Below are 23,734 nucleotides of genomic sequence, written 5' to 3'. Positions count from 1 at the left end.
TTCCCGCCCCTTTCCTAGCGACCGCTCAGTTTGGAAAGAAAAAAATTATTCGAGAACGACGATAATGTCGCCATCGTTGACAAAATCACCGATATTCGCTTTCACTTCCACGACTTTTCCCGCTTCCATCGACTGGACAGGCACTTCCATTTTCATCGATTCCAACACGATGACATCTTGCCCCTCGCTGATCGTGTCACCTGGCTGCACCAAAACAGAAATGACGGTTCCTGCCATATTCGCTGCTACTTGTTTCATCCAAGACCCTCTCCTTACTTGTAGTTGGTTTTCGTTGTTCGCTCCGTAATAAACCAGGTGGTGTAGTCTCCGCCCCGGAACTGTTCATCCGCCAATACTTCCTGCAAAAATGGAATATTCGTTTTAATACCAGTAATCAGAAAATGATGCATAGCTTCCTGCGCCCGCTCCACAGCTTCTTCCCTTGTCTCGCCGGAAATGATCACTTTGGCAATCATCGGGTCGTAAAAAGGCGTAACCTGTGTTCCCGACTCTACCCCGTCATCGATCCGCACATGCTCCATGGCAGGCGGCTGATACAGGCTGATCGTGCCTGGCGACGGCAAAAACGTCACCGGGTCTTCCGCGTACACACGCAGTTCAATCGCGTGCCGCTTCGCCTGAACATCGCGCTGTTCGACTGGCAGCGGCTGTCCATCGGCAATCGCCAGCTGCATAGCGACCAAATCGTATCCGGTCATCTCTTCGGTCACGGCGTGCTCCACTTGCAAGCGCGTGTTCATTTCCAAAAAGTAAAAATTTTTGTTTTCATCTACGATAAACTCGACCGTTCCCAGCCCTGTGTAGCCGACAGCCTTCGCTGCCTTGACGGCTGCCTCGCACAATTGTTCTCTCGTGGCAGGATCAAGAAAAGGCGACGGGCTTTCTTCCAGCACTTTTTGATGACGGCGCTGAATGGAACACTCCCGCTCCAGCAGATGAATGACATTGCCAGCGTTGTCGGCTGCAATCTGCACCTCGATATGCCGCGGGCGCTCCACATATTTTTCCACGTACATCGCATCGTTGCCGAAATACGCTTTGGCGCGACCCTTTGCCGACTGATAGGCTTGCAACAGCTGCGACTCTTCACGGCATATTTGCATGCCGATCCCGCCCCCGCCAGCACTGGCCTTCAACATGACCGGATAGCCGATTTGAGCGGCCTGCGCTGTCGCATCTTCCACTGTCGCAAGCGAATCTTCGCAGCCTGGCACGACAGGCACGCCTGCCTCCTGCATGATTCTGCGGGCCGTCAGCTTGTCGCCCATTTGCCCGATGACCTTTGGCGAAGGTCCAATGAATACAAGCCCTTCTTCTAGAACGCGCCTCGCGAACGCTTCGTTTTCCGAAAGCAGTCCGTAGCCGGGATGAATGGCATCGGCATTCGTGCTTTTCGCCGCCGCGATGATAGCCTCTACGTTCAAGTAGCTGTGCGGCACTGGCGGCGGGCCGATATGGACGGCTTCATCCGCTTCACGGACAAACGGCAGGTCGCGGTCGGCATCCGAGTAGACGGCTACGGTTGCGACTCCTTTTTCGCGGCAGGTGCGCATAATTCTTCTGGCAATCTCACCACGGTTTGCGATCAATACCTTACGCATGGCAACGCTCCCCTCTTTGACAAACCGACTCCAATCGAAAGCGTTTCCAAATTGTTTGCTCGGTTTGTTTCATGTGATGCTTACTTCTATTTTGCCATGAGAATGAACATAGTTCTAGAAAGAATTTTTAAATTTTTTCCATGAACCTTTTTTCGCTTTCTGACAATTCCGCAACGCGGCAAAGAAAACGCTTCGGAAAATCCGATCATGGTGTATAATAAAGGGGAGTGGCCTAAGCCGGCCAAGGCAAAGAGCTGTGAGAGGAGTGGCTGACCATGTTTGAAGTAAGACGTTTACAGATCAACTACAAGACACTGGAGGAATTTCAAAAGTTTCGCGAATTTGGCCTGGAGGAGCTTTCGATGAAGGAAGACCTGGAGGCGAACATCGTGGAGAACGATTCGGAATCTCCTTTTTACGGTATTTATGACAACGATCTTCTGGTAGCACGCATGAGCCTCTATAAAATCGACGGGAAATACGACCGTTATTTCCAACCAGCCCAAGATTACTACGAGCTGTGGAAGCTTGAAGTCCTGCCTGATTACCGCAGCAAAGACTACGGCACGGCTTTGGTTAACCACGCAAAAAGCTTTGGCGCTCCTATTAAAACAAACTCCCGCTGTCGTGCGGACGAATTTTGGCTGAAAATGGGCTTTACCCCTGTCAAATACAATCCGATGCGCGATCGCGGCGAAAACCCTTACGTCTGGTTGCCAGAGAATGTGGAGCTGCAAGACTAGCTCTTCCTTTGGACAGGACAGAAAAAAGAAGCGGAATGTAACCGCTTCTTTTTTTGTTTGCTGCGCAGCATTTATTTTTCCACTCGCTCCAGGTTGCCGTTCTCATCCATTTTGAAAATAGCTTTGGAGGACTCCTCTTCCTGCAAAAAGGCCAGCTTGCGCGCGCGATCCATGATCTGAACAAGCGCGCGGTAATCGTCATTTACTCCCTGCACCTGCTCCAGTTCTTTTTTGGCTCGCTCATGCGCATCCTTCAATTCTTTTAACTCCAAATCTTTGCCTTCCAACTCTTGTTCCAGTTGTCGCAAGCGCCTCGCCATTTCCTTCTGGTTGACGAGCATGCGAATAACCGATTCGATTTGCTCTTCTTCCACTGATTCCAGTTCAGAAGCCTGCATCTCGGCAACAGCAGGCGGCAATTGCCTTTGCGGCAACAAAACAGCCTCTGTCTCCACAATGGTAGCTGGCGTTTGAATCCTGCCCATCTTCTTCAATTGCTGTCTCTGACTTTTGGCTATCGAGATTGCCGCATCGTAACGTTTGCGCACGCAACTATTCCAGCGAAATCCGCACGCAGCTGCTGTCCTGCCCAACCTTTGACCCACTTCTTCAAATGCGGCAAGTTGTGTACCGCCTTCGCGTATGTGGCGCAAGGTGACTTCCGCCAACACGAGATCGTCATCTTCGGTCCATGCGTCTTGTCTGGAAGCTACCATATGAGTCCCTCCCGTTACCTTTAAAAAGGATGATGTAGTTCATCCTATGCTTTTCCCTACTCTTGTAGAATCGCTTTCTACTAGAAAAAGTATGTCCAAGCAAATAAATGTTTAAACGAGAAGAACCATCTGGCGGGCGGTTACTGCTTGTTCAGAAATTTTTCCACGACGGCGACATGCGCCGGACTTCCCCATAGTTTTGCGCATTGATCCACCTCGCGCTCGATGCGCTCGGCCCGCACGATTCCTTCCCGCTTCCAGCGGACGAGCTGCATGTACGCTTCGATCCCTTCCAACGGCTGCGCGGCGATTTTTTTCGCGAACGCGTGCACAGCCGCTTGCAGCTGATCGTGCGGGTAGATTTCGTCCACGAAGCCGTACGACTTGGCCTCTTGCGCCGTCAGCCTTTCTCCCGCCAGCAAAAGAGCCAACGCTTTCGACTCCGGGAGCATGTCGAGAAGCCGGCTTCCCCCGCCCCAGCCTGTCGTAATATGCATGCCGATCTGCACAAAGCCGAACCGCGCCTGCTCGCTGGCGAAGCGAAAATGGCAAGCGCCTGCAAATTCGCATCCGCCTCCGACAGCAGCGCCGTTGATCATGGCAATGACAGGCTTGGTGAACGTGTCGATGGCAGACAACAGTCCCGCCACCTTGCTCAGCAGCGGATACGCCTGATCATGTCCGCGCGCCGCGATAAACTGGTTCAAGTCTCCCCCGGAGACAAAACTTTTGCCTGTACCTGTAATGATGAGCACCTTCACCTGCGAATCTGCCTGGCAGTCCGCCAAAACATGGTGCAGCTCGTCGACCAGCTCCATGCTGACCGCGTTATGTACGTGCGGCCGATTCAGCGTAATCGTGGCAATGCCCGCTTCTTTTTGCAGCAGTACGGTATCCATGAGCGCAATCTCATCCTTTGCTTCGATTTTGTTTGCTTTATTTTACTGGTTTGCGCGACAAAATCATATCGGATGCGGGCAAAAAAAGAAAAGAGAAGGCAGTATGCCTCCTCCTTTTCAGGACAACAAGTTTTTCATCGCGGAAGAATTGAAGCCGACAATCAAATTCTCGCCATCTGTCAAAATCGGGCGCTTCAGAAGCTGCGGCTCTTCGCTCAGCATCTCCAGCAACTCTTTGACAGACATGTCATTAATATCGACGTCCAAGTTTTTGAAGCGTTGGCTTCTCGTGGACAAAATCTCGTCCAGTCCGTTTGTCGTCATTTTGATGATGTCGAGCAGCTCTTCGGCTGTCGGCGGGTTTTTAAACAGGTGACGCTCTTCGTAATTGACGCCATTCTCTGCCAGCCATGCTTTGGCTTTGCGACAGGATGTGCAGCTCGGATACGTGAAAAACGTTAATTTTTGTGTTTGAGTACGTTCAGCAACTGCCATCGGTTACCCCTCCATCTCATCTATACCCATTTGGTTTCGTGTATTCTTGGTGTTTCCATGTGCTCTTTTGCCAATTGCCGGATGCAATTGCTTTGAGCTATTAACTCACAAAAAGTAAGCTAATAAAAATTCTTTCCTTACTTTGGATTATAAATCTACAATAAACACTATGTCAATAGTAGTTAATCTAAAAACTAGGCAGAAAATTTGGGGGATGTGTTGTTATAGCACACTGCCACCTTAACAAGCCAAACAAAATCGGATACACTTATGTGGATGTGAAATTTTTTCAAACAAATATGGAACACGGTTTGTCACTTGAGAAAGGGGTATCCGGCATGGACCACGACGCGCATAAGTTAACCAGTGCTTTGGCAGACCCCACCCGCTTCTCCATTTACCAATTTGTCGCGTACAGCAAAGATCCAATCACTGTCCAGGATGTCGCAGACCACTTTTCCATCCATCCGAATGTGGCCCGCCTGCATCTGACAAAGCTGGAGGACGTGAATTTGCTCACAGCCGTCTCGGACAAAAGTGGCAAAGGTGGACGTCCCAGTCGATTGTATTCCCTGTCTGAACAGGTGGTGAGCCTCCAGTTCCCACCTCGCGACTATCAGCTTCTGGCCGATATCGCAATCGAAAGCCTGCTGTCGCTCGGCGAGGCGGGCGAAGCCGCTCTGATCAATATGGGGCATCGCATTGGTACAGAGATGGCGAAACGGGCGGTTGTCCAAAGCGGATTGAATCTGCAAACGGCTACTTTGGAAGAGAAATTGAACCTGATCCATCGACTCGTCGTTGCTCAGGGATTGAAACCCGATATTGAAAAGCTGGACGAAGGCACCCTTCGTTTTCGTGTAAACAACTGCACGTTTTCCGACACGGCCAAAAAATATCCGCGCGCGGTTTGCGAGATGCATAACGCTCTGCTCATGGGAATATTCGAAACGTACTTAGGGAAGATTGAATTACGTGAGGATGGCTCGATGATCAGGGGCTGCAAATCGTGCAACTATACGGTTATCCATTATTGAGAATGATCCTCACCCGGACGGTGATTTGAAGCGTTTTCCTTCGCCCCAAATCCGTCATACCTTTATCGTTTACACGTCTTCGCCTGTCCTTTATAATGGGGTAGGAATCTTGTAAATCTTACCGATCTAGGCAAAAAGGGGGGACAACAAATGGATCGTATGTATCGCGTGCTTGGTTTCTGGACCATCGTTATCGCGCTGATGGCGTTCTGGGGCGGTCTGTACCCAATGTCGCTCATCTTCTTCGGTCTTACAGCATTCTTCGTAGCGTTGAGCTACATGAGCCTGACTGAGCGAGTGTATCTGAACATTTTTTTCGGCTTCATGTTCCTGTCTTTTGTAGGGTTCACGTACTACACGTTCTTCGTAATGCCTGTAGGCCCGCAAGAACACGCTTTCATGCAACTGATGATGTAAGAAAAAAAGATGCTCATCTGCGAGCATCTTTTTTTATGCAAACGACCTGAAAAAGCTTGCCGTATCCAGGCTGTTCTCCACGCCTTTTTGCTGGATCATGACTCGAAACCGTCCGCCCAGCCCGGCAGGATCAATCAACTGCAACAACGCCCGGTTGCGTTTCATCGCGACACTTGTAAACGGGTCTGTATCGTGATGGACGACCGCTTTGGTCAAAAGGCCGCTCTGGAGCAAAAATTTATCCTGGCGCATATACAAAACCTCTCGCAACCCCGCCGCTTCGCCAAAACGGCTCCATGCGGAAAAATTGACGTGCGCCGTTATATCTTGTTCGCCGACGTGAATGTACGGATTATCGTGGGCTTGATGGCGGTAGTAGCACATCAGTGTCCCGTTTTTCCGGCTGGCATGATACAACTCCTCTTGTCTGTCGCCGTAATCAATCGTCATCACGTAGCCTTTGGCAAGCAAGCGTCCGACCTGCTGCGCCGCCTGTTCCAACCCGAGATTCACCTCGATGCGCATCCCGTTTGGCATCGCGGTAGCAGCCTCGATTTCTGTCAGGCTGTTCAAAAGCGTGGCTCCCGGCTCTTGCAGCACCTCCGTGAACTGCCCCTCCTCGCATGTCACCGCTACTTCCTTCCAACCCGTTTTCGTCTTTTGCGCCAAATGGACGGGAAAGGCATCCAGCCATTCATTGGACACGATCACCCCTTCTAGCCCGCCTGCTTGCGCTGCTTCTTCCAGTGACGAGTACCATATTTTGCGCACCTCGTGCTCGCAAAGGGCCTCTTGCTGTTTTTGGCGATGATACGGGCTTGCTTCTATCAACACAACCGTAAGCTTGGCGTACACATCTGGCGCTGCTTCCTGTATGCGGGCAAGCATGCTTTTGCACAAGGAGCCAGTCCCGCCTCCGATTTCAACGAGCGCAGGCTGCTCAATCGCCGCGGTGCTCCACAGCTTTATCACGACATCCGCCAATGTTTCCCCGAAGACAGCGTGTACGGTCGCGCTGGTAAAAAAATCGCCATCTTTGCCTACCTTGGGCAAGTCCGACATATAATAGCCGTAGGAGTCGTGGTAGAGGGCCAGCTCCATAAAGCGTGCGAATGGGATCGCGCCTCCCTCCTGGCTTTCCATTTCACGGCGAATCATAGCGTTTATATCCATGGGCTCTTCTCCTGCTATCCAAATTCAACCTGATAAGGCTATAATACGAAAAAGAAGTCATACAATGTGGAAAGGCAAGCGACTTCCATCATGAAAGCAAAAGGTGAAAACATGCGTAAATTTTTGCTCGTCTTGTTCCTGCTTGTATGTCCGCTGACTGTGTTCGCCCAGGAAGAGACTGCAATTCCGCTGGAGCAGTTGATCTTGCAGCAGCATTTTACCCAAAAAGAACTGGAGCGAACTCTCACCTTGCTCAAGGATGAAGAGACGCGAACCTATCGGGATATCGCTCAAATCGATCTGGACCTGCAACGCCAAAAGCTGGTGATTGAAGCGATGCAGCGCCATGCCGGCGAGGTGGCACGGGCTTATTACATGGGTGAACGCGCCAATCTTCTCACGCTTTTACTCAATGCGGAAAATTTCAATGAGTTTTTATTGATGTTCGATTTCTACCAGCTCGTGTACGAGTATGATATGAATCGGCTCCAGACGTACCACGCCGAGCGAGTGAAGCTTGCCACGATGCAGACAGACAAGCAAGCACGACTCACTCTGCTCCAGGACCTCCGCAAAAAATACGAGCTGCAATTGGCGGAGATGATCGCCATTCAGGCGGAAAAAGAAAAAAACGTGCAAAAGCTTGACGATCCTACCACCGTGGAAGCGCTGATGGATCATCTGATCAATGATTGGGAAAAACGCGGCTTGCCCGCTTTCCAGACGTTTTTTGGCATGCTGGCCAAAGTGATGGTGCAAGTACCGGAGTTGGCCACGCCTGACCGGATTCAGTCCGACGGCTTCTTCTCGCACACGCTGACGATCAAGCAGAGCGATTTCAACCAGTTTTTGATGCAAAAAGACGAATTGTTCAAGCAATCCCGTTTTTCTTTTGAAAACGACAAGCTGACTGTCGAAGGCACGTATGACCACATGGAGCTTCGGCTGGTCGGCAACTACGAGCTTGTCTCTCCTACCCAGTTGAAGTTCCACATCACGGAGCTTTATTTCGACGGGTTCGCCCTGCCGCAAGCAACTGTCGACGAAATGGAAAAGACGTACGACCTCGGCTTCTACCCCGAGCTAATCTCCCCGAATATTCAGGTGCAAGGAATCAGCCTGCAAAACGAAGAGCTGAAGCTTCAACTGAAATTGAATCTCCCCTTCGGCTTCGGAAAGAAATAAGGCCAGCTAACGGTTAGCTGGCTTTTTTCTTGGAAACAGCCATATTCATGTGAACAGGCATCTCCTTTTGCAAGCGGGTCATGTACTGGATCGCTTCTTTCGTGAGGCCCGGATACTTCTCCCCGCGCTGCAATCCCTCCAATGTCTCCGCCACGGGATAAACGACATAATTGCGCTTGTTGTTTTTGCGGAAAAAATGAACGTAGGTCGGCAGCATTTCCGCCTGTTCGATACTCGCCTTTCCAGACTCGTCCTTGTGCAGCGTAAGCTTGAGAATCGCGCCGACATCTTTGTAATCCCATCTCTGGGCAGAGACGAAGTTCCCCAGCGAATACGTAATCAAGCCTTTGTGTTGTGTGCCGTCCTCCCGCGTAACGGTTTTCCATTCGTACGGCTGAACCACGTGCGGATGCGCCCCCAAAATCAAGTCGGCACCGTAGGTCAAGCACAGCTCGGCTGTCTTAATCTGCTCCGCATTCGGCAACCGCTGATACTCGACCCCAAAGTGCAGGGCGACGGCAACGAGATCGGCTCCCTTTTCTTTCGCACGGGCAATGTCCTGTTTCATCAACTCAGGCGAAATCAGGTTGACGAGGTATGGCTTGTCCTTGGGGATGGCGATTCCGTTCGTCCCGTACGTATAGGAAAGCAGAGCGAGCGTAAATCCGTCCTTGGTCAAAAGCAGCGGCTCGTCGCGCTCTTTGGCACTGGCAAACGTCCCTGTGTGCAAAATTCCCGCCTGATCGAGGTACTTGAGCGTTTGCAGCACGCCTTGCTCTTTGCGATCCATCGAGTGGTTGTTCGCAGTCGTTACCGCAGTGAAACCGACTTCCTTCAATGTCTGCCCCAAAGATTCCGGGGAATTGAACATCGGATATCCCGAGTAGCGGGCCTGACTGCCGCTCATCGTCGTTTCCAGATTGCCGATTACCCAGTCAGCCTGCTGAAACAGCGGCGTGACGTAAGGAAAAAACTTGTGGAAGTCATACGTTTTGGTCGCCGGGTTCCAGACGGCATCCATTTGCTCCTGGTGAACCATGATATCCCCGACCGCGAGAAGCGAAATCCGCTGTTCCGGAAAACGGGATGGCGGCGCTTCCCCAGTTGGGGGGACTGTATCGGATGGCGAGTCAGTAGTCGGTTCCTCTGCTGTCTGCGGCGTGGCATTGTCGGACGGACTCACTTGCAGGACAGGAGCCTTGGAAGCGTGGCTATCAGGGGCTGCTGGCGGGACACATCCGGCCAGACTCATACAGCCTAACGCTGTGATGATGACCCACTTGTTCCATGTTTGCTTCATGACAATAGCTCCTTTAGCGATAATGTAACCCACTTCCTTTTCGCCGTCTGCAAGCCATTTCCTCTTCTTTTGCCTCATAAACAATCGTGAAGTCTTTTAGCGCAGCATGCCTGTCACGAACGGATTGTACGTTTTTTCGTAGTCAATCGTCGTCTTGGGACCGTGTCCAGGGTAGACGATGGTGTCATCTTCCAGCTCAAACAGCTTGTCTTGAATGCTGATCATCAGCGTCTCGTAGTCGCCTCCGAACAAATCGGTACGGCCGATGCTTTGCTGGAACAGGACGTCCCCGCCAAAGCAATGCTTTCCGATCACAAAGGAACAGCTTCCCGGAGAGTGCCCGGGCGTATGCAGCACCTGGATGTCGAAACCAGCCAGAGCAAGCGTTTGACCATCGGCAAGCTCATGCTCTGCACGCTCGCAAACAATCGGCTCAGGCAGTCCCCAGCGGCTGGACCCGTTCAGATCAGGATTGGTCAGCCACTCTTGTTCGAGCGGATGAATGTACACCGGAGCTTTGGTCAGCGCTCTTACTTGATTCAGCCCTCCGATATGGTCGAGATGCGCATGGGTCAACAAGATCGCTACGACGTTTTTACCGGCAATTTCCTGGAGCAGCCGCTCTGGCTGCATGCCTGGATCAATGACAATCGTTTCGTTTGTTTCTTTGTTGGTCAAGACGTAAGCATTTGTTTGAAAGCCTCCCAAGGCAAAAGATTGGACGGCGAGATGTTGGTCGCTCATAAGAATAGGAACCTCCCTGATTTTTTGATACGATAAAAAGAAAGCTTGCGAAAAGGATGAAGGATATGCGACATATGTACGGAATCGAGCTTGCGATCCCCGCCGGGAAACTGCCCGGGTTCTATGCTCAAGTCATACATAAAATCGGAGACCATGTCAATGTCTTTGCTCGGGACAAACTGCTTTTTATTGTCGAGAGCGAAGAAGAGCGGGACAAGCTTGCGGCGATCTTGCAAAAATCCAACATGCTTGGGGAGGAGTTCTCCTTGCTGCTGCTTCCTCCCCAAGCCGTAATAGACGAGGGGGCTGATATCGGCTTCGTCACGGAAAATGGCCATACGTTTGTTTATGCAGATCAAGTCGCGCTGTTTACGGCAGATAAAAACTCCGGCTCGCCCGACGATCGCTGGGCAGCGGCCGAGCAATGGAAGGAGCATGTCAAGGGCACGATCCCCCAGGCGGATCAAGCGGATACCATCTACCTCATCGACAGCAATCTGGCGGAGCTTGCCGCAGGGATCGCCAAGGCATACAAGGTCAAGCTGGACTTTCTGGCTTTGTCGTAACGTGCCTTCGCGCCGCGCATAAAAAAGCAGGCGGGCTCCCTTTTGGAGAACCCGCCTGCTTTTTTGCCGAGACGACTACTTGCTGTCAAAGCGGAACCAGACTACCTGACCGCCCGAGACGCCGAAGTTGGCCGTATATTTGCTGCCTTCGTACACAACCTCGGTTTCTCCGGACCCTTCGCCGTACAATTTTTTCAGTTGTTCCTTGCTGTCGTACATGGACAGCCCGCGGAGCGTCTGAAAGCGTGCCGCATCTTCTTTTGCCACGCCGCCCAGCATGATCGAGATCAGTTCGCCTTTTCTGACCTTGACGAGCAGCTGTGTGCGATCGATCAAAAGCATGCCCATGACCGCCTCGCCCTCGCCTTTTGCCATTCTCTCCACCGTATAGCTTTCGCGGGAGATCATGTCCATAAAATCGGCTTTGGTCGGCTTTAGCAAGTCCATCGCTTCCTTGATGTTTTGGCCGAGGTAAACCCCGCTGACGCCATATTCCTGCTGATTTTCCGGATCAAACGCCCCGGCTGGCCCTGCTTGCGACGAACAGGCTGCCAGCATACAAGCAAGCAGTACAAACAGTCCAAGCATTCGGAATGAATTTTGCCATTTCAACGTGCCCACCTACTTTGCGGTATGTACTTTTGCTATCTTACCGCACGCTGCAAGCACGGTTCAACCAGGTTGTGCTCACTCCCGCGGACCGCTTACTTTTTGCCGCGGGCGATTGGGTGGCTGATTGTGATTGACCGATTGCTTGAAGCCTTCCAAAATTTTCAGGACGGAAGCGAAAAACGGCGAGCCGAACACCGCGACGATGCCCCACAGCCACGTTCCCACCTGCCACGGGTCTTCGACATACGCCGTCTGTGCGCCCGTCAAGATCAGGGCGGGGTCCAGACCGAGCATGCCAAAAATGACGCCTGCCGCCAAAACAGAGATGAGCAGGTTGAAAAATCGCTTGTAATTCATCAGCCGCGCCGCATGGTTTTGATCCTCCCAGCAATCTTCCTTCGGCTCATAGTCCGTCGACAAGAACGGAATAATCGATTTGAACGCTTCCGTCACACCTGCCGCCGCACTGGAAACAGCCGTCACATACACAAAAAAGGCGATGGATGAGTCCAACGTGACCATATGCGCTCCCTCCTTTTTACATGTGTATGAAGGCAGCGGGACAACCTTGCAAAAAATAGCGAGCGCTTGTTTTCTGAATCGTTTTTTTACGGTAACATGGAGAAGAATGGAAATGGATGAAAGGTGGTTTTGTCATGCAGGATTACTCATTTGTATGGAATCAGTATGATATGATTCGCGGCATGTTTCTTGAAGGCTTGTCCAAAACATCCGAGCAAGAGGCAGAGATTGTTCCGGCAGGATTCAAAAACAACATTCACTGGAATATCGGCCACATCTTGCTCACGCAGGATTACTTGTTGTTCGGACCAGCCGAAATGAAATGTCCTCCGTCGTATGCCGCTTTGTTCAGCCCCGGCACAAAGCCCGCAGACTGGCAAGGCGATGTGCCATCCATCGAGGAGCTGGCGGCACAATTGAAGGAGCAGCACGCCCGGGTAAAAGAACAGTTGCAAACGAAACTGAATGACCCGCTGCCCAAACCGTTCCAGTTGGGTGACAAAGGTGTCATGAACACGTATGGCGAGATGATGGTCTTCACCCTGTTCCATGAGGGCATGCACATCGGCACCATTTCCGCTTTGCGCAAAGCAATCGCCCATTCCAACGCTTAACTTTTTGACTCATTCGCCAACAAAGCAAAACGCGGAACCATTCCCACGGTTTTTCGCGTTTTTTATGGCCCTCTTACCAAGCAAAAATGAAACCGCCCCCAGATTGGGAGCGGTTCTTTGTCGAGCCCGATTGCTTATGGGGTTTTACCGGTTATTCTCTTTGGCACTTCAACCTCCCTGAAGAGATTAGGTTACCCAAGAACTCGGCTTATTTCCATTCGACTTTCGTCGATTGCTAATTCATGATTATCCACGGATCTTCGCCTCCTGCAAGGCATTTCGCCGTTTGCTACATGAATCTGACGGGCTCGACAACTATAGTATGGTCCGCAAAACGATTTTCATACACGCTTTTTACAACAAATCGGCCGCGAGTTGTGCAAGCACGCTCCGCTCGCCTTTTTCCAGGCGGATATGCCCGGCCAGCTTCTGGTCTTTGAATACTTCCACTACATAAGTCAGACCGTTGTTGCTTTCGTCCAAATACGGATGGTCGATCTGCTCCGGGTCGCCCATCAAAACGATTTTCGAGCCGTCGCCTACCCTGGTCAAAATCGTTTTTACTTCGTGCTTGGTCAGGTTTTGCGCTTCGTCAATAATGATAAACTGTCCCGGAATGGAGCGGCCGCGAATGTAGGTCAACGCTTCTACTTGCAAGCTGCCCATTCCCGCCAAAATTTTGTCGAGATCGCCTGGGCGCTTTGTGTTGAATAAATATTCCAAATTATCATAAATCGGTTGCATCCACGGCCGCAATTTCTCTTCTTTCTCGCCGGGCAAATAACCGATGTCTTTTCCTAAAGGAACGATAGGTCTTGCTACCAACAGCTTTTTGTACTTTTGCTGATCTTCAATCTGCAGCAGCCCCGCAGCCAAAGCCAGCAACGTCTTGCCTGTTCCCGCCTTCCCCGTCATGGTCACGAGCGGAATATCATCTCGCAGCAACAGCTCTGTCGCCATTCTTTGCTGCACATTTCGGGCCCGGATGCCCCAAATCGGATCGTCATCTGATACAAGCATTTCCAAAGTTTTGCCGTCAGGGTCTACTTTTCCAATCGCGGAAATGGACGGGTTGCACTCGTCCTTCAATACGAGAAACTGGTGCGGATAAAAGCGATAGCGAGGGAAACAGGTAGCCAGATGAAGCTTGCGCGTCGCGTAGTAAGACTTGATGATCTCCGAGGCTACCATCATCTTTTGATAGCCGGTGTAGATGCTGGAAAATTCACCTACGACGCGATCCGAAAGAAAATCTTCCGCTGAAATGTTCAAGGCATCTGCCTTCACACGCATGAGCGCATCCTTGCTCACCAAAATGACGGGTCTGGGCTGTGGGGATTGGTTCTCCTCCTCCTGCAAATTGAGTGCGACCGCCAAAATGCGGTTGTCGTTCGTCATTTCCGTAAATTGCTTTTGCAACTGATGGAGCGAAGAATGGTTCAGCTCCACCCGAAAGAGCCCGCCTGTCTCCAGGGTAATGCCTTTGTGCAAATGACCCAGCTCACGAAAACTGTCAAAGAGCCGCGATACGTACCGTGCGTTGCGGCCAATTTCATCCATGTACCGCTTTTTGGAATCGATTTCTTCCAACACCACTGCGGGTATGACAATTTCGTTGTCAGCGAAAGAGAACATCGCCCGTGGATCTTGCAGGAGTACGTTGGTGTCCAGTACGTAGATTTTCTTCAAAATCTCGCCTCCTATTACCCTTCTTATATACGGTATGCAATTTTTGGAGGGATGCTCAATTGTGGCGACGTGATGTACTACAGTCTATGTTCGGTCGAACAGAGATAGACGACCCTTGGCAGAATGAAATGGGGCGGAGGGGAACAAAATACAGGTAACCTGCCCTCCTGATCGGAGGCACTACGGGGAAAGGGAGTATGCGTGTGAAACGGATCATCATTGGTTGCCTGGGTGCGAGCCTTGTTTTGTCAGGGTGCATGGCGGGCAACAAAGCGAACCAGGCTGCGCCACAACCCAACCAACAGCAAGCGCCCCATACCCAGCGCGTTCAGCAAACGGCACCGGAACCAGCTTACAACCAATCTTCGCAGGCGACCGCCGACCGTCTCGTCCAGTTGGCTACTCGCGTGAAAAAAGTCAATGGCGCCACAGCCGTCGTGATTGGCAAATACGCCGTCGTCGGGATCGATGTAGACGCCCAATTGGATCGACCGGAAGTCGGCGTCATCAAGTACACCGTGGCAGAAGCGCTGAAAGAAGACCCGCAGGGGGCCAATGCCGTCGTAACAGCCGACCCGGACATCGTTCAGCGGCTGAAAGAAATGGCGGCAGACATTCGCAGAGGCCACCCGATCTCCGGCTTCGCAGAGGAATTGGCCGACATCGTCGGACGGATCATTCCGCAACTGCCGCGAGATGTCAGAAAGCGCGAAGAAACACCGGCGCAGGAAAATCAGCAACAACAGATCAACAACAATGGGCGTACCCCGCAAGGAAAAATCAACGTAAATCGCACTGGCACTCCATAAGAAAAAAGAGGCATAGCCCCCGGGTCGTTACACCCGGGAGTATGCCTCTTTTTTGCTTGGAATCGCGGATGGCAATGGCGGCAGTGCTTCCAAAGCCTGTTTCAAGTCTGCCAGCAAATCGTCCGCGTCTTCCAGACCTGCGGACAACCGGATCAAACCGTCTGTAATGCCGCGAGCTTGCCGCTCCTCTGCCGGCATCGCCGCATGCGACATCATGACCGGATACGAGAGAATCGTCTCCACCGCGCCAAGACTGACCGCTACAATCGGCAGCTTTACGCGGTCAAACAACGCTTTTGCCCGCTCGCGGCTCCCGACGTCAAAAGACAATACGGCGCCGTGGCCGCTCGCCTGTTTTTGCTGAACGAGATGTCCCGGATGCTCAGCCAAGCCTGTATAGTAGACGCGGCTCACTTCGGGGTGGCAAGAAAGCCATTCCGCCAAAACTCCGGCAGACTTCGTGCTGACATCCAGACGCGCTTTGAGCGTCTTCAGCCCTCTCATGACCAGCCAGCAATCCTGAACGCCGAGAACGGCTCCCATGCCGTTTTGGATGAGGTACAGCTGTTCGCCGAGCGCTTCATCGCGGGTTACCGCCAGACCCGCGACAACGTCGCTGTGGCCGCCGATAAACTTGGTTGCACTGTGGATGACGATATCCGCCCCCAGCTCCAATGGCCGCTGATAGTACGGCGTCAGGAACGTGTTGTCCACGATGACGAGCAGGTCATGCTCTTTCGCAATGGCGGAAACGGCAGCGATATCGGTCACTTTCAACGTCGGATTGGACGGAGTTTCCAGATAGACCCCTCTGGTAGCCGGAGTGATCGCCGCGCGCACCGCTTCCGTCTGTGTCGCATCCACAAACGTGACGGAAATTCCCATTCTCGACAGCACTCTCGTCAGAAAACGGAAAGTGCCGCCGTACACATCTTCCGCGACCACGATATGATCGCCCGCCGAAAAGAGCATGAACACACTGGAAATGGCCGCCATGCCGGAAGAAAAGGCGAACCCGCGCGCTCCGCCTTCGAGTGCGGCGATCGCTTCTTCCAGCGCATGTCTCGTCGGGTTCCCCGAGCGGGCGTAATCGTATGTGCCCGGCTGATCGATATCAAACTGATGAAAAGTGGAAGCCTGGTAAATCGGAACCGACGACGCACCTGTAAACGGATCGATGCCTGTGGAGCCATGCAAAACTTTTGTCGCGAAATTCATCGAACAGCCCCCCCAACGACGAGACTTGCATCCAACGCTTGAAACAAATCAGCGATCAAATCATCCGGATGTTCAATCCCCACCGAAAGCCTCAGCAATCGATCGCACACGCCGACATACGCCCGCACTTCCTCAGGGATGTCTGCGTGAGTCTGTGTCGCCGGGTACGTACACAACGACTCTACCCCGCCAAGACTTTCCGCAAAGGAGACGACGCGCAAATTTTGCAGAAACAAGCCCACCTGCTCCTGGGAGCGTACCCGGAACGAAACCATGCCGCTGTATCCGCTCGCCTGGCTCGCCTGAATCTCATGCCCGGGATGCTCTTCCAGTCCGGGATAAAACACTTCGGCAACGGCTGGATGTTCTTTCAGCTTTTTCGCTACCGCGAGCGCATTCGACTGGTGTCTGTCCATGCGCAGCGCCAACGTTTTCATGCCGCGCACCAGAAGCCAGCTATCCTGCGGCCCCAGCACGGCGCCGATCGAATTGTGCAAAAACCGGATTTTTTCCGACAACTCCTCGCCCTTTGTAACGATCAACCCTGCCAGCACATCGTTGTGTCCGCCCAAATACTTCGTTGCGCTGTGCAAAATCACATCAGCCCCAAGCTCTAGCGGGCGTTGACAATAAGGAGTCATGAACGTGTTGTCTACAATCGTCAAAAGCCCGTGTTGCTTGGCCAGGCTGGTTATTTCACGAATATTTGTAATCTGCATGAGCGGATTGGTCGGCGTCTCGACGAAAATCGCTTTCGTCTCTGCGCGCAGCGCCTTGTTCACCGCTTCCAGATCGCGCAAATCTACGTAAGTAAAAGCAAGCCCGTAACGGGAAAGCACTTGTTCAAACAAGCGATACGTCCCGCCGTACAAATCGAGCGATACGATGAGGTGATCGCCTTGGGAAAACAACCCCATTACCGTATGGACTGCCGCCATCCCGGACGCGCAGGCAAAGCCGGCATCGCCTCCCTCTGCCTCAGCGATTGTCTCTTCCAAAACAGAACGGGTAGGATTCGCCGTCCGCGTATAGTCAAAACCTGTGCTCTGTCCCAGCGCCGGATGGCGATAAGCGGTAGCGTAGTAGACGGGGAAGCTCACCGCACCCGTTTTCTCATCTTTGCCTACGCCTGCCTGAATCAATTTTGTTTCCAGTCTCATACCGTAATTCTCTCCCTCCAATGATGTCGAGGGGCATGAAAAAAGCCCCCTTTCCTCTGAAAGAAGGCTTTGTTTACGTCGCCGTAAGCAAGACCTTCTCATCTTTCAGAGTTAAAAAACTCTGCAGGAATTAGCACCATTATCTCCCCGTATGAACGAACATACAGGTGATTGGTTGCCGGGCATCATCGGGCCAGTCCCTCCGCCTCTCTGGATAAGAAGTTTGCTATTCAATTTGAATGACCTAATACTAAAGGATAGCGCTGTTTCTTGTCAACAAGATTTTCCACAAGAGTGTGACAACCGCGCCTACGCTTTTTTCAAGGCGTCCATGACCTGATTGTCCAGCTTCGCTGCGGCATTTTTGTCGTATGTCTTTTCGTACTGAGGCTCTACGGATATGCGCGAACCGTAAAACATCACGTCTCTGACAGAGTCAATCGCAATCTCCGCCATCGCAAGCTTCAGGGGAACCCCTTCCAGCCGTTCTGCCTTTAGCTCGGCGCGCCCGTTGATCGCAAAAGAAGAGCCTGCCCCGATCAAATGCAGCACGACCTGCGGTTCTTTGGCGATATTGGCGAGAATGCGGGAGCGGCTGTCTACAGCAAAACGGATGAGTCCGCTGTTCACAGCAAAAGTCCAGGACAAGGAACTGACGGATGGCGCACCTGTCTCGTGATCGACTGTGGCCAACGTCACAAAGCGCTCTTTTTGCAGGAGCGCGAACAGTTCTTCCGATAAGGTTTGGGATACGGTTTCAGCCATTCGGATGCCTCCTCGTATACTTTTGTACGTCTATTGTACCCCTCCCGCAAGCCGGAGGCAAACCTTTCCTCCCCGCCTTGATTCTGGTCGGCTTTTTCCCTAAACTGGTAGAAAACAATGCTTCCAGGAACAAGGAGGTTGAAACAAGTGGCTCCTACGCCTACAGATCGGCTCATGCACAAAATAGATCAAGTCCTCCACGAGCTTCAGGAAGTGCGGAAAATGAACGAGCGCATGGATAAGATCGCCATGTTTTTGGAGGATATCCGGCTTGCTGATGTCATCCAAAATTACACAGCCCCGCGCAAGCTGCTCTGGATCAATTTCCTCGCAGGTCTTGCCCGGGGTCTTGGTTTGACGATTGGGACTGCTATCGTTCTCGCACTGCTCGGTTCGCTACTGACACAATTTCTCTCGATCCCGATCCTCGGCGACTACATCCGCGAACTGGTCGATTACGTCCAGACTTACAAACAGCCGTAACAGCAGCTACTTGTCTTTCTTTTTGTCACGATCGTCGTCATCTTCGTCACGATCGCGGTCATCGTCGTCCCGATCGTCATCGTCCCATTTGCCATCGTGTTTCTTCCAGAAGCCGTACGCTTTGCCATTCGGATGCTTGTGCTTCTTCTCATCCTCATCATGCTCAGGCGGCGCGACGATGACCTTCGTGCTCAGGACGATGTCTGCTTGCTTGACCAGCTTGTCTTTTACATACAGTTCAAGCTGAATCGCTTTGGCCGTGTACGAGCGATCTTTGTACGTCAATTCCAGCGTGTACTCGCCCTTGTCATTGGGCTTGATCTCTTTTTTCTTGCCGTCTGGTTTAATCGCGAAAAGCTTCGCCTTTTGCTTTTTGTCCCAGCCCTTGACGGTACCTTTCAGTTCGATCTGCTTTTTCTTTATGTCGTGCACAGCTGTGCCCGCAATGCTGTAGTCTACTTCCGGATTGTTGTCCGGTGTCTTTTTCGGCTCAATCGCAATCGAGTCCTCGTCCACCTTTTTCCCGGCCTCATACACTTCGATCACAGCCTTGCTGCTCTTGGCATCCGTCGTCGGATTCTCGAAAGTCACACTGAAGCTGTCAACGTTATCGAGCAGCTTTTTCAGGCTGGCCTCTTTTCGCACGCCGTTATACGTGACGACAACCCGCTCCGCCCCGTGCTTGACAATCCCTTTGACTTGCCACTCTGCTTTTTTCGCGTCATAAACCGTGAACATATGGAGCAGCCTGTTTTTGTCCTCTTCCGTTTGCGCTACGAGCTTTACTTTCTCCGTGTCGGCAAGCACGCTTCCCGCAAAAGCCTGAACAGTCACATACTGCTCGGCGGACGTACCGACGGCAGGGAAGCTGACGGTAAACGAGTGCTCGCTGGTCGGCACCGTCTCGATGATATCACCGTTCGGCTTGGTCACGACCACCTTGGTCACGTCCGGTGTCACAAGACCTTTGATGTACACCTTGTCGCTTTTCGTCTGGGCGCTCACGCTGACCAGTTGCTCATCCGCTTTCGGGCTGCGCACTTCCAGCCAGATGTCGTTGTAGTAGTCGCGATAAATCCGCTCCCATTCCGCCTTGTTCGTTTCCATATACGATTGCAACTTTACGTTCAAATTAATTTTATCGACGATAATGTACAGATGGTCTGCCTGTGTTTTCAGGAGCGTGTTCAGCGTAGCCGGATCGCTTTGGACAAGCTCCTTGAGCTGATATCGGGTCGCTTTCTGTCCTTGCTCATTCATGACTACCTTGGATGTTTCGGCTGCTCCTGTCGAGCTTGCGTCCGCCAGAAGCGGTGTCAGGCAACCGATGAGTCCCGCCGCTGTTACGACAGCCAAAACGGGCCTGGTCATGATTTTTTTCATTGTTGTTCCCCCTCTATTCTGCCAGTCATTCCCTCTGTGCCCAGGGCAACCATACAGACGGCGCATTTTTTTCAAAAGTTGCATCCGGAAGAAAACCACTCCTAATGGCCCATTTTCCGCTTGCAGAACCAGTTTGTTTTGAGGCTAATCACCCGCACCTCAATAAAAAAAGACTCCCGCAAGCCTCGGATTCGTCCCCAAGGCTTCGGGAGTCTTTTTGTTTCGCTCATCAACAGTTGAATTTCGGCTCGTTTTCAATCGCAGCCAGCAGGCTCTCCACCGCTTCCGCGGGATAGCGGTTATCTACCGTACCCGCTTCCTGCTTGCCCGACAAATGATACCAGCCGTTTTCCACCCGGTACGAAAGCTCGCTGATGGCATGATCCTCCAGCAACAGCTGGGCAAAAAACGCGGCAGTGTCGAGCGCAGACCGATCGTCGGGGCGGGCTTCTGCCACAACCTGAATTTGCAGCCAGTTAAAAAGGGCATCTTCACGCTTCATGAGAAATCCTCACTTTCGCTCTGTTTGCTCCGGCTTGATGCGCAATTTCACAACGACCAAAATCGCAATGGCAACCAGCATCGCGCTCTTCACCGGCAGCTGGACATCAAGAATGGCAAAAATAAGCGCACCTGCGAACAGCAAAATGTACAAAAGCAATGTTTTCAAAATCGGCATGCGAATGCGGGTTGCAAATCCAAGGTAGTACACGATAATCAATTGCACAAACAAGATCCAAGCCCGGTTATGGTCTGCCCACAGGCGGAAGCTGTCAAACGCCGTGAGCTGATCCGGGTTGGCGGGTACGTAAGTTGAAGCAAGCTGTATCCAGTCCATCCTGATCTCTCCTGTAACGCAAAAGGATTTCTCGTTTCACATGCGGGAATCGACTGTTTCTTTTGCATCCTCTTATTCTGTTTCCACATTTTTATGTATCCTTTTTACTTTATCAGGTAACCGTTTCATTTGTCAAAATAGATCGGCACACACTTTGGCACGCGCCAGTTACTGCCTATTTTTGGGCGAACATGCTATGATGGACAAGTCAAGTATGCCAAAAAGGTGGGAATCCAATGAGCTTGTACGATATTGCCGTCCAAACGATTTCCGGAGAAGAGACGACGCTTGCCGCTTACAAAGGACAAGTGCTTCTGATCGTCAACACGGCCAGCCAGTGCGGTTTGACTCCGCAGTACAAAGGACTTCAGGAACTGTACACAAAATACAAGGACAAAGGCTTTGCCGTGCTCGGCTTTCCTTGCAACCAGTTTGCGGGTCAAGAACCAGGCAGCGAAGCAGAGATCGCTTCCTTTTGCGAAAGTCACTACGGCGTGACCTTCCCGTTGTTTGCCAAGCTTGAGGTCAATGGCCCTGGCACCCATCCTTTGTACCAGCACCTGAAAGCACACGCACCGGAAGGCGAAAGCGAAGATATCGAATGGAACTTCGCAAAATTTCTCGTCGACAAGGACGGACAGGTGGCCAAGCGCATCGGCGCCCGCGTGCAACCGGAAGAGCTTGCAGTCGACATCGAAAGTCTTTTGTAGATCAACCAAAGTCAAAAAAGCCGCTTCGTCCCGGTCAGGGCAAAGCGGCTTTCTTGTTATTCACGCTTAGGCTTGCGGTTGTGCTTCCCAGCGTCTTTGTTTTTCATAGCGCTCACGATCCGATTTGTTCAGATACTTTTTGCGCAGGCGAACGGAATGCGGAGTTACCTCGCACAGTTCGTCGTCATTCAAGTATTCCAAAGCTTCTTCGAGCGTCAGCAGACGTGGCGTCTTCATTTTTACCGTCTCGTCTTTCGTTGCGGAACGCACGTTTGTCGCATGCTTTTCCTTGCAGACGTTCACAGTCAGGTCATTGTCGCGGTTGTGCTCGCCCACGATCATGCCTTCGTATACTTCCGTACCAGGCTGGATGAACATGATTCCGCGATCCTCTACAGACATCAGTCCGTACGTGGTCGCTGTGCCTGTCTCATGGGAAATGAGCACCCCGGCATGGCGTCCACCTACCGCGCCTTGCACCAGCGGACGATAGCTGTCGAAGGAGTGGTTGAGGATGCCGTAGCCGCGAGTAATCGTCAAGAACTCTGTCCGGTAGCCGATCAAACCGCGGGATGGAATGATAAATTCCAGGCGAACTTGACCGAAGCCGTTGTTGATCATGTTGACCATCTCAGCCTTGCGTTGGCCAAGCGTCTCCATGACTGGCCCGGTGTACTCTTCTGGTACGTCGATCACGAGAAACTCTGCCGGCTCCATTTTTTGTCCATCGACCATACGCACGATAACTTCCGGCTTGGATACGCCCAGCTCGAAGCCTTCGCGACGCATGTTTTCGACCAGGATGGACAGATGCAATTCGCCGCGCCCAGATACGATGAAAGCATCTGGAGAATCTGTTTCCTCGACACGAAGAGATACATCTGTCTCCAATTCCGCCATCAGGCGATCACGCAGCTTGCGGGATGTTACGTGCTTGCCTTCGCGACCTGCAAACGGGCTGTTGTTCACCAGGAAAGTCATTTGCAGCGTTGGCTCGTCAATTTTCAGCAATGGCAATGCGTCTGGATGGTCTGCATGGCACACCGTTTCCCCGACGTTGATATCGTCAATCCCTGCGATCGCTACGATATCGCCCGCTCTTGCTGTTTTTTGTTCCACGCGCTGCAAGCCGGAGAAGCCAAACAGCTTTTGAATCCGCGCTTTTTTCACTTCGCCTTCGCGTGTGGTAACAGATACCATTTCATTTACGTTCATCGTTCCGCGATAAATGCGGCCGATCCCGATACGACCCAAAAAGTCGTTGTAATCCAGCATGGTTACTTGCATTTGGAGTGGAGCCGCTTCGTCGGCATCAGGTGCAGGCATATGCTCAACAATGGTGTCGAAGAGTGGACGAAGGTCGCCTTCCAGCTTATCTGGCTCCATGCCTGCGATACCTTGCAGACCGGAAGCGTAAACGATCGGAAATTCCAGCTGATCTTCCGTCGCGTCCAGATCGATAAACAGGTCGTACACTTCGTTGATGACTTCTTGAGGGCGTGCATTGTCGCGGTCTACCTTGTTCACGACAACGATTGGGGTAACTTTTGCTTCGAGCGCTTTTTTCAATACGAAACGCGTTTGTGGCATACAGCCTTCAAATGCGTCAACAATCAAAAGAACGCCGTCCACCATGCTCATGATCCGCTCTACCTCGCCACCGAAGTCGGCGTGGCCCGGGGTATCCAAAATGTTGATGGTGAACTCATTGTATTTCACGGATGTCGTTTTCGCCAGGATCGTAATCCCGCGCTCCCGCTCCAGGTCGTTGGAGTCCATCATTCTCTCCTCTACCTGCTGATTGCTGCGGAATGTGCCCGATTGAATCAAAAGCTTGTCAACCAAAGTAGTTTTCCCGTGGTCAACGTGGGCAATAATCGCGATGTTGCGTATGTCAAGACGCTTCATGTGAACCTCCTCTGTTATGCATACCTTCCATATTAACAGGTCGTGAAACCCGGCACAATGGGCATTTTTTGACGGAAAGCACTTCCTGATTAGCATGTGCCACAAGCGCCATACTATAGACAGGAG

General features: G+C 52.0%; 27 protein-coding genes and 1 riboswitch. Of the genes, 9 read left to right on the top strand and 18 right to left on the bottom strand.

Going from position 1 to position 23,734, the window contains the following annotated elements:
- Positions 1-45 precede the first annotated feature (45 nt).
- Both M2298_RS08040 and M2298_RS08035 read right to left on the bottom strand, forming a co-directional pair.
- A complete protein-coding gene (locus M2298_RS08040; RefSeq protein ID WP_122964984.1) occupies positions 46-258 on the bottom strand; it encodes a biotin/lipoyl-containing protein in 213 nt (70 codons plus the stop codon).
- 14 nt (positions 259-272) lie between these two features.
- Positions 273-1,622 carry an acetyl-CoA carboxylase biotin carboxylase subunit gene (locus tag M2298_RS08035; protein WP_280648423.1) on the bottom strand — a complete coding sequence of 450 codons (1,350 nt, stop codon included), beginning with the start codon at positions 1,620-1,622 and terminating at the stop codon, positions 273-275.
- Positions 1,623-1,897: 275 nt separating this feature from the next.
- Here M2298_RS08035 and M2298_RS08030 point away from each other — a divergent pair, with 275 nt between their 5' ends.
- The gene (locus M2298_RS08030; RefSeq protein ID WP_063230368.1) at positions 1,898-2,365 is read left to right on the top strand and encodes an N-acetyltransferase; all 468 of its coding nucleotides are present in this window, start codon (positions 1,898-1,900) and stop codon (positions 2,363-2,365) included.
- Between the two features lie 71 nt (positions 2,366-2,436).
- On the opposite strand, the gene M2298_RS08025 is transcribed toward M2298_RS08030, so the two are convergent.
- The 3 genes from M2298_RS08025 to M2298_RS08015 all read right to left on the bottom strand — a co-directional run bounded on the left by M2298_RS08025 (position 2,437) and on the right by M2298_RS08015 (position 4,475).
- On the bottom strand, positions 2,437-3,081 hold the full coding sequence (locus M2298_RS08025; protein ID WP_122964982.1) for an RsfA family transcriptional regulator: 645 nt from the start codon (positions 3,079-3,081) through the stop codon (positions 2,437-2,439).
- Between the two features lie 140 nt (positions 3,082-3,221).
- Positions 3,222-3,980 carry an enoyl-CoA hydratase/isomerase family protein gene (locus M2298_RS08020; protein ID WP_122964980.1) on the bottom strand — a complete coding sequence of 253 codons (759 nt, stop codon included), beginning with the start codon at positions 3,978-3,980 and terminating at the stop codon, positions 3,222-3,224.
- Positions 3,981-4,097: 117 nt separating this feature from the next.
- Positions 4,098-4,475, bottom strand: coding sequence for a Spx/MgsR family RNA polymerase-binding regulatory protein (locus tag M2298_RS08015; RefSeq protein WP_063229687.1), 378 nt, complete (start codon positions 4,473-4,475; stop codon positions 4,098-4,100).
- A gap of 338 nt (positions 4,476-4,813) precedes the next feature.
- Between M2298_RS08015 and M2298_RS08010 the strand changes: the two genes are divergently transcribed.
- Together M2298_RS08010 and M2298_RS08005 are read left to right on the top strand one after the other, a co-directional pair.
- Positions 4,814-5,512 carry a helix-turn-helix transcriptional regulator gene (locus M2298_RS08010; protein ID WP_122964979.1) on the top strand — a complete coding sequence of 233 codons (699 nt, stop codon included), beginning with the start codon at positions 4,814-4,816 and terminating at the stop codon, positions 5,510-5,512.
- A gap of 150 nt (positions 5,513-5,662) precedes the next feature.
- Complete coding sequence (locus M2298_RS08005; protein ID WP_063229689.1) at positions 5,663-5,929, top strand: DUF2626 domain-containing protein; 267 nt, start codon at positions 5,663-5,665, stop codon at positions 5,927-5,929.
- A 33-nt stretch (positions 5,930-5,962) separates the two neighbouring features.
- On the opposite strand, the gene M2298_RS08000 is transcribed toward M2298_RS08005, so the two are convergent.
- Positions 5,963-7,102, bottom strand: a complete 1,140-nt coding sequence (locus tag M2298_RS08000; protein ID WP_280648422.1) for a class I SAM-dependent methyltransferase — start codon at positions 7,100-7,102, stop codon at positions 5,963-5,965.
- 111 nt (positions 7,103-7,213) lie between these two features.
- On the opposite strand from M2298_RS08000, the gene M2298_RS07995 reads away from it, so the two are divergent.
- A complete protein-coding gene (locus tag M2298_RS07995) occupies positions 7,214-8,287 on the top strand; it encodes a coiled-coil domain-containing protein (RefSeq protein WP_173597026.1) in 1,074 nt (357 codons plus the stop codon).
- A gap of 13 nt (positions 8,288-8,300) precedes the next feature.
- On the opposite strand, the gene M2298_RS07990 is transcribed toward M2298_RS07995, so the two are convergent.
- Both M2298_RS07990 and M2298_RS07985 read right to left on the bottom strand, forming a co-directional pair.
- Complete coding sequence (locus tag M2298_RS07990; RefSeq protein ID WP_122964976.1) at positions 8,301-9,587, bottom strand: CapA family protein; 1,287 nt, start codon at positions 9,585-9,587, stop codon at positions 8,301-8,303.
- 96 nt (positions 9,588-9,683) lie between these two features.
- On the bottom strand, positions 9,684-10,331 hold the full coding sequence (locus M2298_RS07985; RefSeq protein ID WP_217021552.1) for an MBL fold metallo-hydrolase: 648 nt from the start codon (positions 10,329-10,331) through the stop codon (positions 9,684-9,686).
- Positions 10,332-10,396: 65 nt separating this feature from the next.
- Here M2298_RS07985 and M2298_RS07980 point away from each other — a divergent pair, with 65 nt between their 5' ends.
- Positions 10,397-10,897 carry a hypothetical protein gene (locus M2298_RS07980; RefSeq protein ID WP_122964974.1) on the top strand — a complete coding sequence of 167 codons (501 nt, stop codon included), beginning with the start codon at positions 10,397-10,399 and terminating at the stop codon, positions 10,895-10,897.
- A 75-nt stretch (positions 10,898-10,972) separates the two neighbouring features.
- Here M2298_RS07980 and M2298_RS07975 read toward each other — a convergent pair whose 3' ends face one another.
- The gene (locus M2298_RS07975) at positions 10,973-11,518 is read right to left on the bottom strand and encodes a hypothetical protein (protein ID WP_481752850.1); all 546 of its coding nucleotides are present in this window, start codon (positions 11,516-11,518) and stop codon (positions 10,973-10,975) included.
- 66 nt (positions 11,519-11,584) lie between these two features.
- Positions 11,585-12,031, bottom strand: coding sequence for a hypothetical protein (locus M2298_RS07970; RefSeq protein ID WP_122964971.1), 447 nt, complete (start codon positions 12,029-12,031; stop codon positions 11,585-11,587).
- Positions 12,032-12,165: 134 nt separating this feature from the next.
- On the opposite strand from M2298_RS07970, the gene M2298_RS07965 reads away from it, so the two are divergent.
- A complete protein-coding gene (locus tag M2298_RS07965) occupies positions 12,166-12,645 on the top strand; it encodes a DinB family protein (RefSeq protein WP_122964969.1) in 480 nt (159 codons plus the stop codon).
- 354 nt (positions 12,646-12,999) lie between these two features.
- On the opposite strand, the gene M2298_RS07960 is transcribed toward M2298_RS07965, so the two are convergent.
- On the bottom strand, positions 13,000-14,334 hold the full coding sequence (locus M2298_RS07960) for a PhoH family protein (protein ID WP_122964968.1): 1,335 nt from the start codon (positions 14,332-14,334) through the stop codon (positions 13,000-13,002).
- Between the two features lie 197 nt (positions 14,335-14,531).
- Here M2298_RS07960 and M2298_RS07955 point away from each other — a divergent pair, with 197 nt between their 5' ends.
- The gene (locus tag M2298_RS07955) at positions 14,532-15,143 is read left to right on the top strand and encodes a YhcN/YlaJ family sporulation lipoprotein (RefSeq protein ID WP_280648421.1); all 612 of its coding nucleotides are present in this window, start codon (positions 14,532-14,534) and stop codon (positions 15,141-15,143) included.
- Between the two features lie 27 nt (positions 15,144-15,170).
- On the opposite strand, the gene M2298_RS07950 is transcribed toward M2298_RS07955, so the two are convergent.
- From M2298_RS07950 to M2298_RS07940, 3 genes are all read right to left on the bottom strand, one after another.
- Entirely contained in the window at positions 15,171-16,361 is a 1,191-nt protein-coding gene (locus M2298_RS07950; RefSeq protein ID WP_122964966.1) for a trans-sulfuration enzyme family protein, read from the bottom strand.
- Complete coding sequence (locus tag M2298_RS07945) at positions 16,358-17,521, bottom strand: aminotransferase class I/II-fold pyridoxal phosphate-dependent enzyme (protein ID WP_280648420.1); 1,164 nt, start codon at positions 17,519-17,521, stop codon at positions 16,358-16,360. The genes M2298_RS07950 and M2298_RS07945 overlap by 4 nt, the downstream gene beginning before the upstream one ends.
- Positions 17,522-17,616: 95 nt before the next feature.
- Positions 17,617-17,742, bottom strand: a riboswitch (SAM riboswitch).
- Between the two features lie 88 nt (positions 17,743-17,830).
- Positions 17,831-18,286: a pyridoxamine 5'-phosphate oxidase family protein gene (locus tag M2298_RS07940; protein ID WP_122964962.1), complete on the bottom strand. Its 456-nt coding sequence runs from the start codon at positions 18,284-18,286 to the stop codon at positions 17,831-17,833.
- A 174-nt stretch (positions 18,287-18,460) separates the two neighbouring features.
- On the opposite strand from M2298_RS07940, the gene M2298_RS07935 reads away from it, so the two are divergent.
- Positions 18,461-18,769, top strand: a complete 309-nt coding sequence (locus M2298_RS07935; protein ID WP_173597067.1) for a DUF5665 domain-containing protein — start codon at positions 18,461-18,463, stop codon at positions 18,767-18,769.
- 6 nt (positions 18,770-18,775) lie between these two features.
- Here M2298_RS07935 and M2298_RS07930 read toward each other — a convergent pair whose 3' ends face one another.
- The 3 genes from M2298_RS07930 to M2298_RS07920 all read right to left on the bottom strand — a co-directional run bounded on the left by M2298_RS07930 (position 18,776) and on the right by M2298_RS07920 (position 20,990).
- On the bottom strand, positions 18,776-20,152 hold the full coding sequence (locus tag M2298_RS07930; RefSeq protein WP_280648419.1) for a hypothetical protein: 1,377 nt from the start codon (positions 20,150-20,152) through the stop codon (positions 18,776-18,778).
- A 229-nt stretch (positions 20,153-20,381) separates the two neighbouring features.
- Complete coding sequence (locus M2298_RS07925; RefSeq protein WP_280648418.1) at positions 20,382-20,654, bottom strand: hypothetical protein; 273 nt, start codon at positions 20,652-20,654, stop codon at positions 20,382-20,384.
- A 9-nt stretch (positions 20,655-20,663) separates the two neighbouring features.
- Positions 20,664-20,990 carry a YlaH-like family protein gene (locus M2298_RS07920; RefSeq protein ID WP_122964958.1) on the bottom strand — a complete coding sequence of 109 codons (327 nt, stop codon included), beginning with the start codon at positions 20,988-20,990 and terminating at the stop codon, positions 20,664-20,666.
- 236 nt (positions 20,991-21,226) lie between these two features.
- Here M2298_RS07920 and M2298_RS07915 point away from each other — a divergent pair, with 236 nt between their 5' ends.
- Positions 21,227-21,700, top strand: coding sequence for a glutathione peroxidase (locus M2298_RS07915; protein WP_274874079.1), 474 nt, complete (start codon positions 21,227-21,229; stop codon positions 21,698-21,700).
- A gap of 66 nt (positions 21,701-21,766) precedes the next feature.
- Here the strand turns inward: M2298_RS07915 and typA are convergent, their stop codons facing one another.
- Positions 21,767-23,608: a translational GTPase TypA gene (gene typA / locus M2298_RS07910; protein ID WP_173597020.1), complete on the bottom strand. Its 1,842-nt coding sequence runs from the start codon at positions 23,606-23,608 to the stop codon at positions 21,767-21,769.
- Positions 23,609-23,734 lie beyond the last annotated feature (126 nt).

The sequence above is a fragment of the Brevibacillus sp. 1238 genome (genome assembly GCF_029892995.1).
Classification (GTDB): domain Bacteria; phylum Bacillota; class Bacilli; order Brevibacillales; family Brevibacillaceae; genus Brevibacillus; species Brevibacillus parabrevis.
This window is presented reverse-complemented; position numbering and strand designations above follow the sequence as displayed.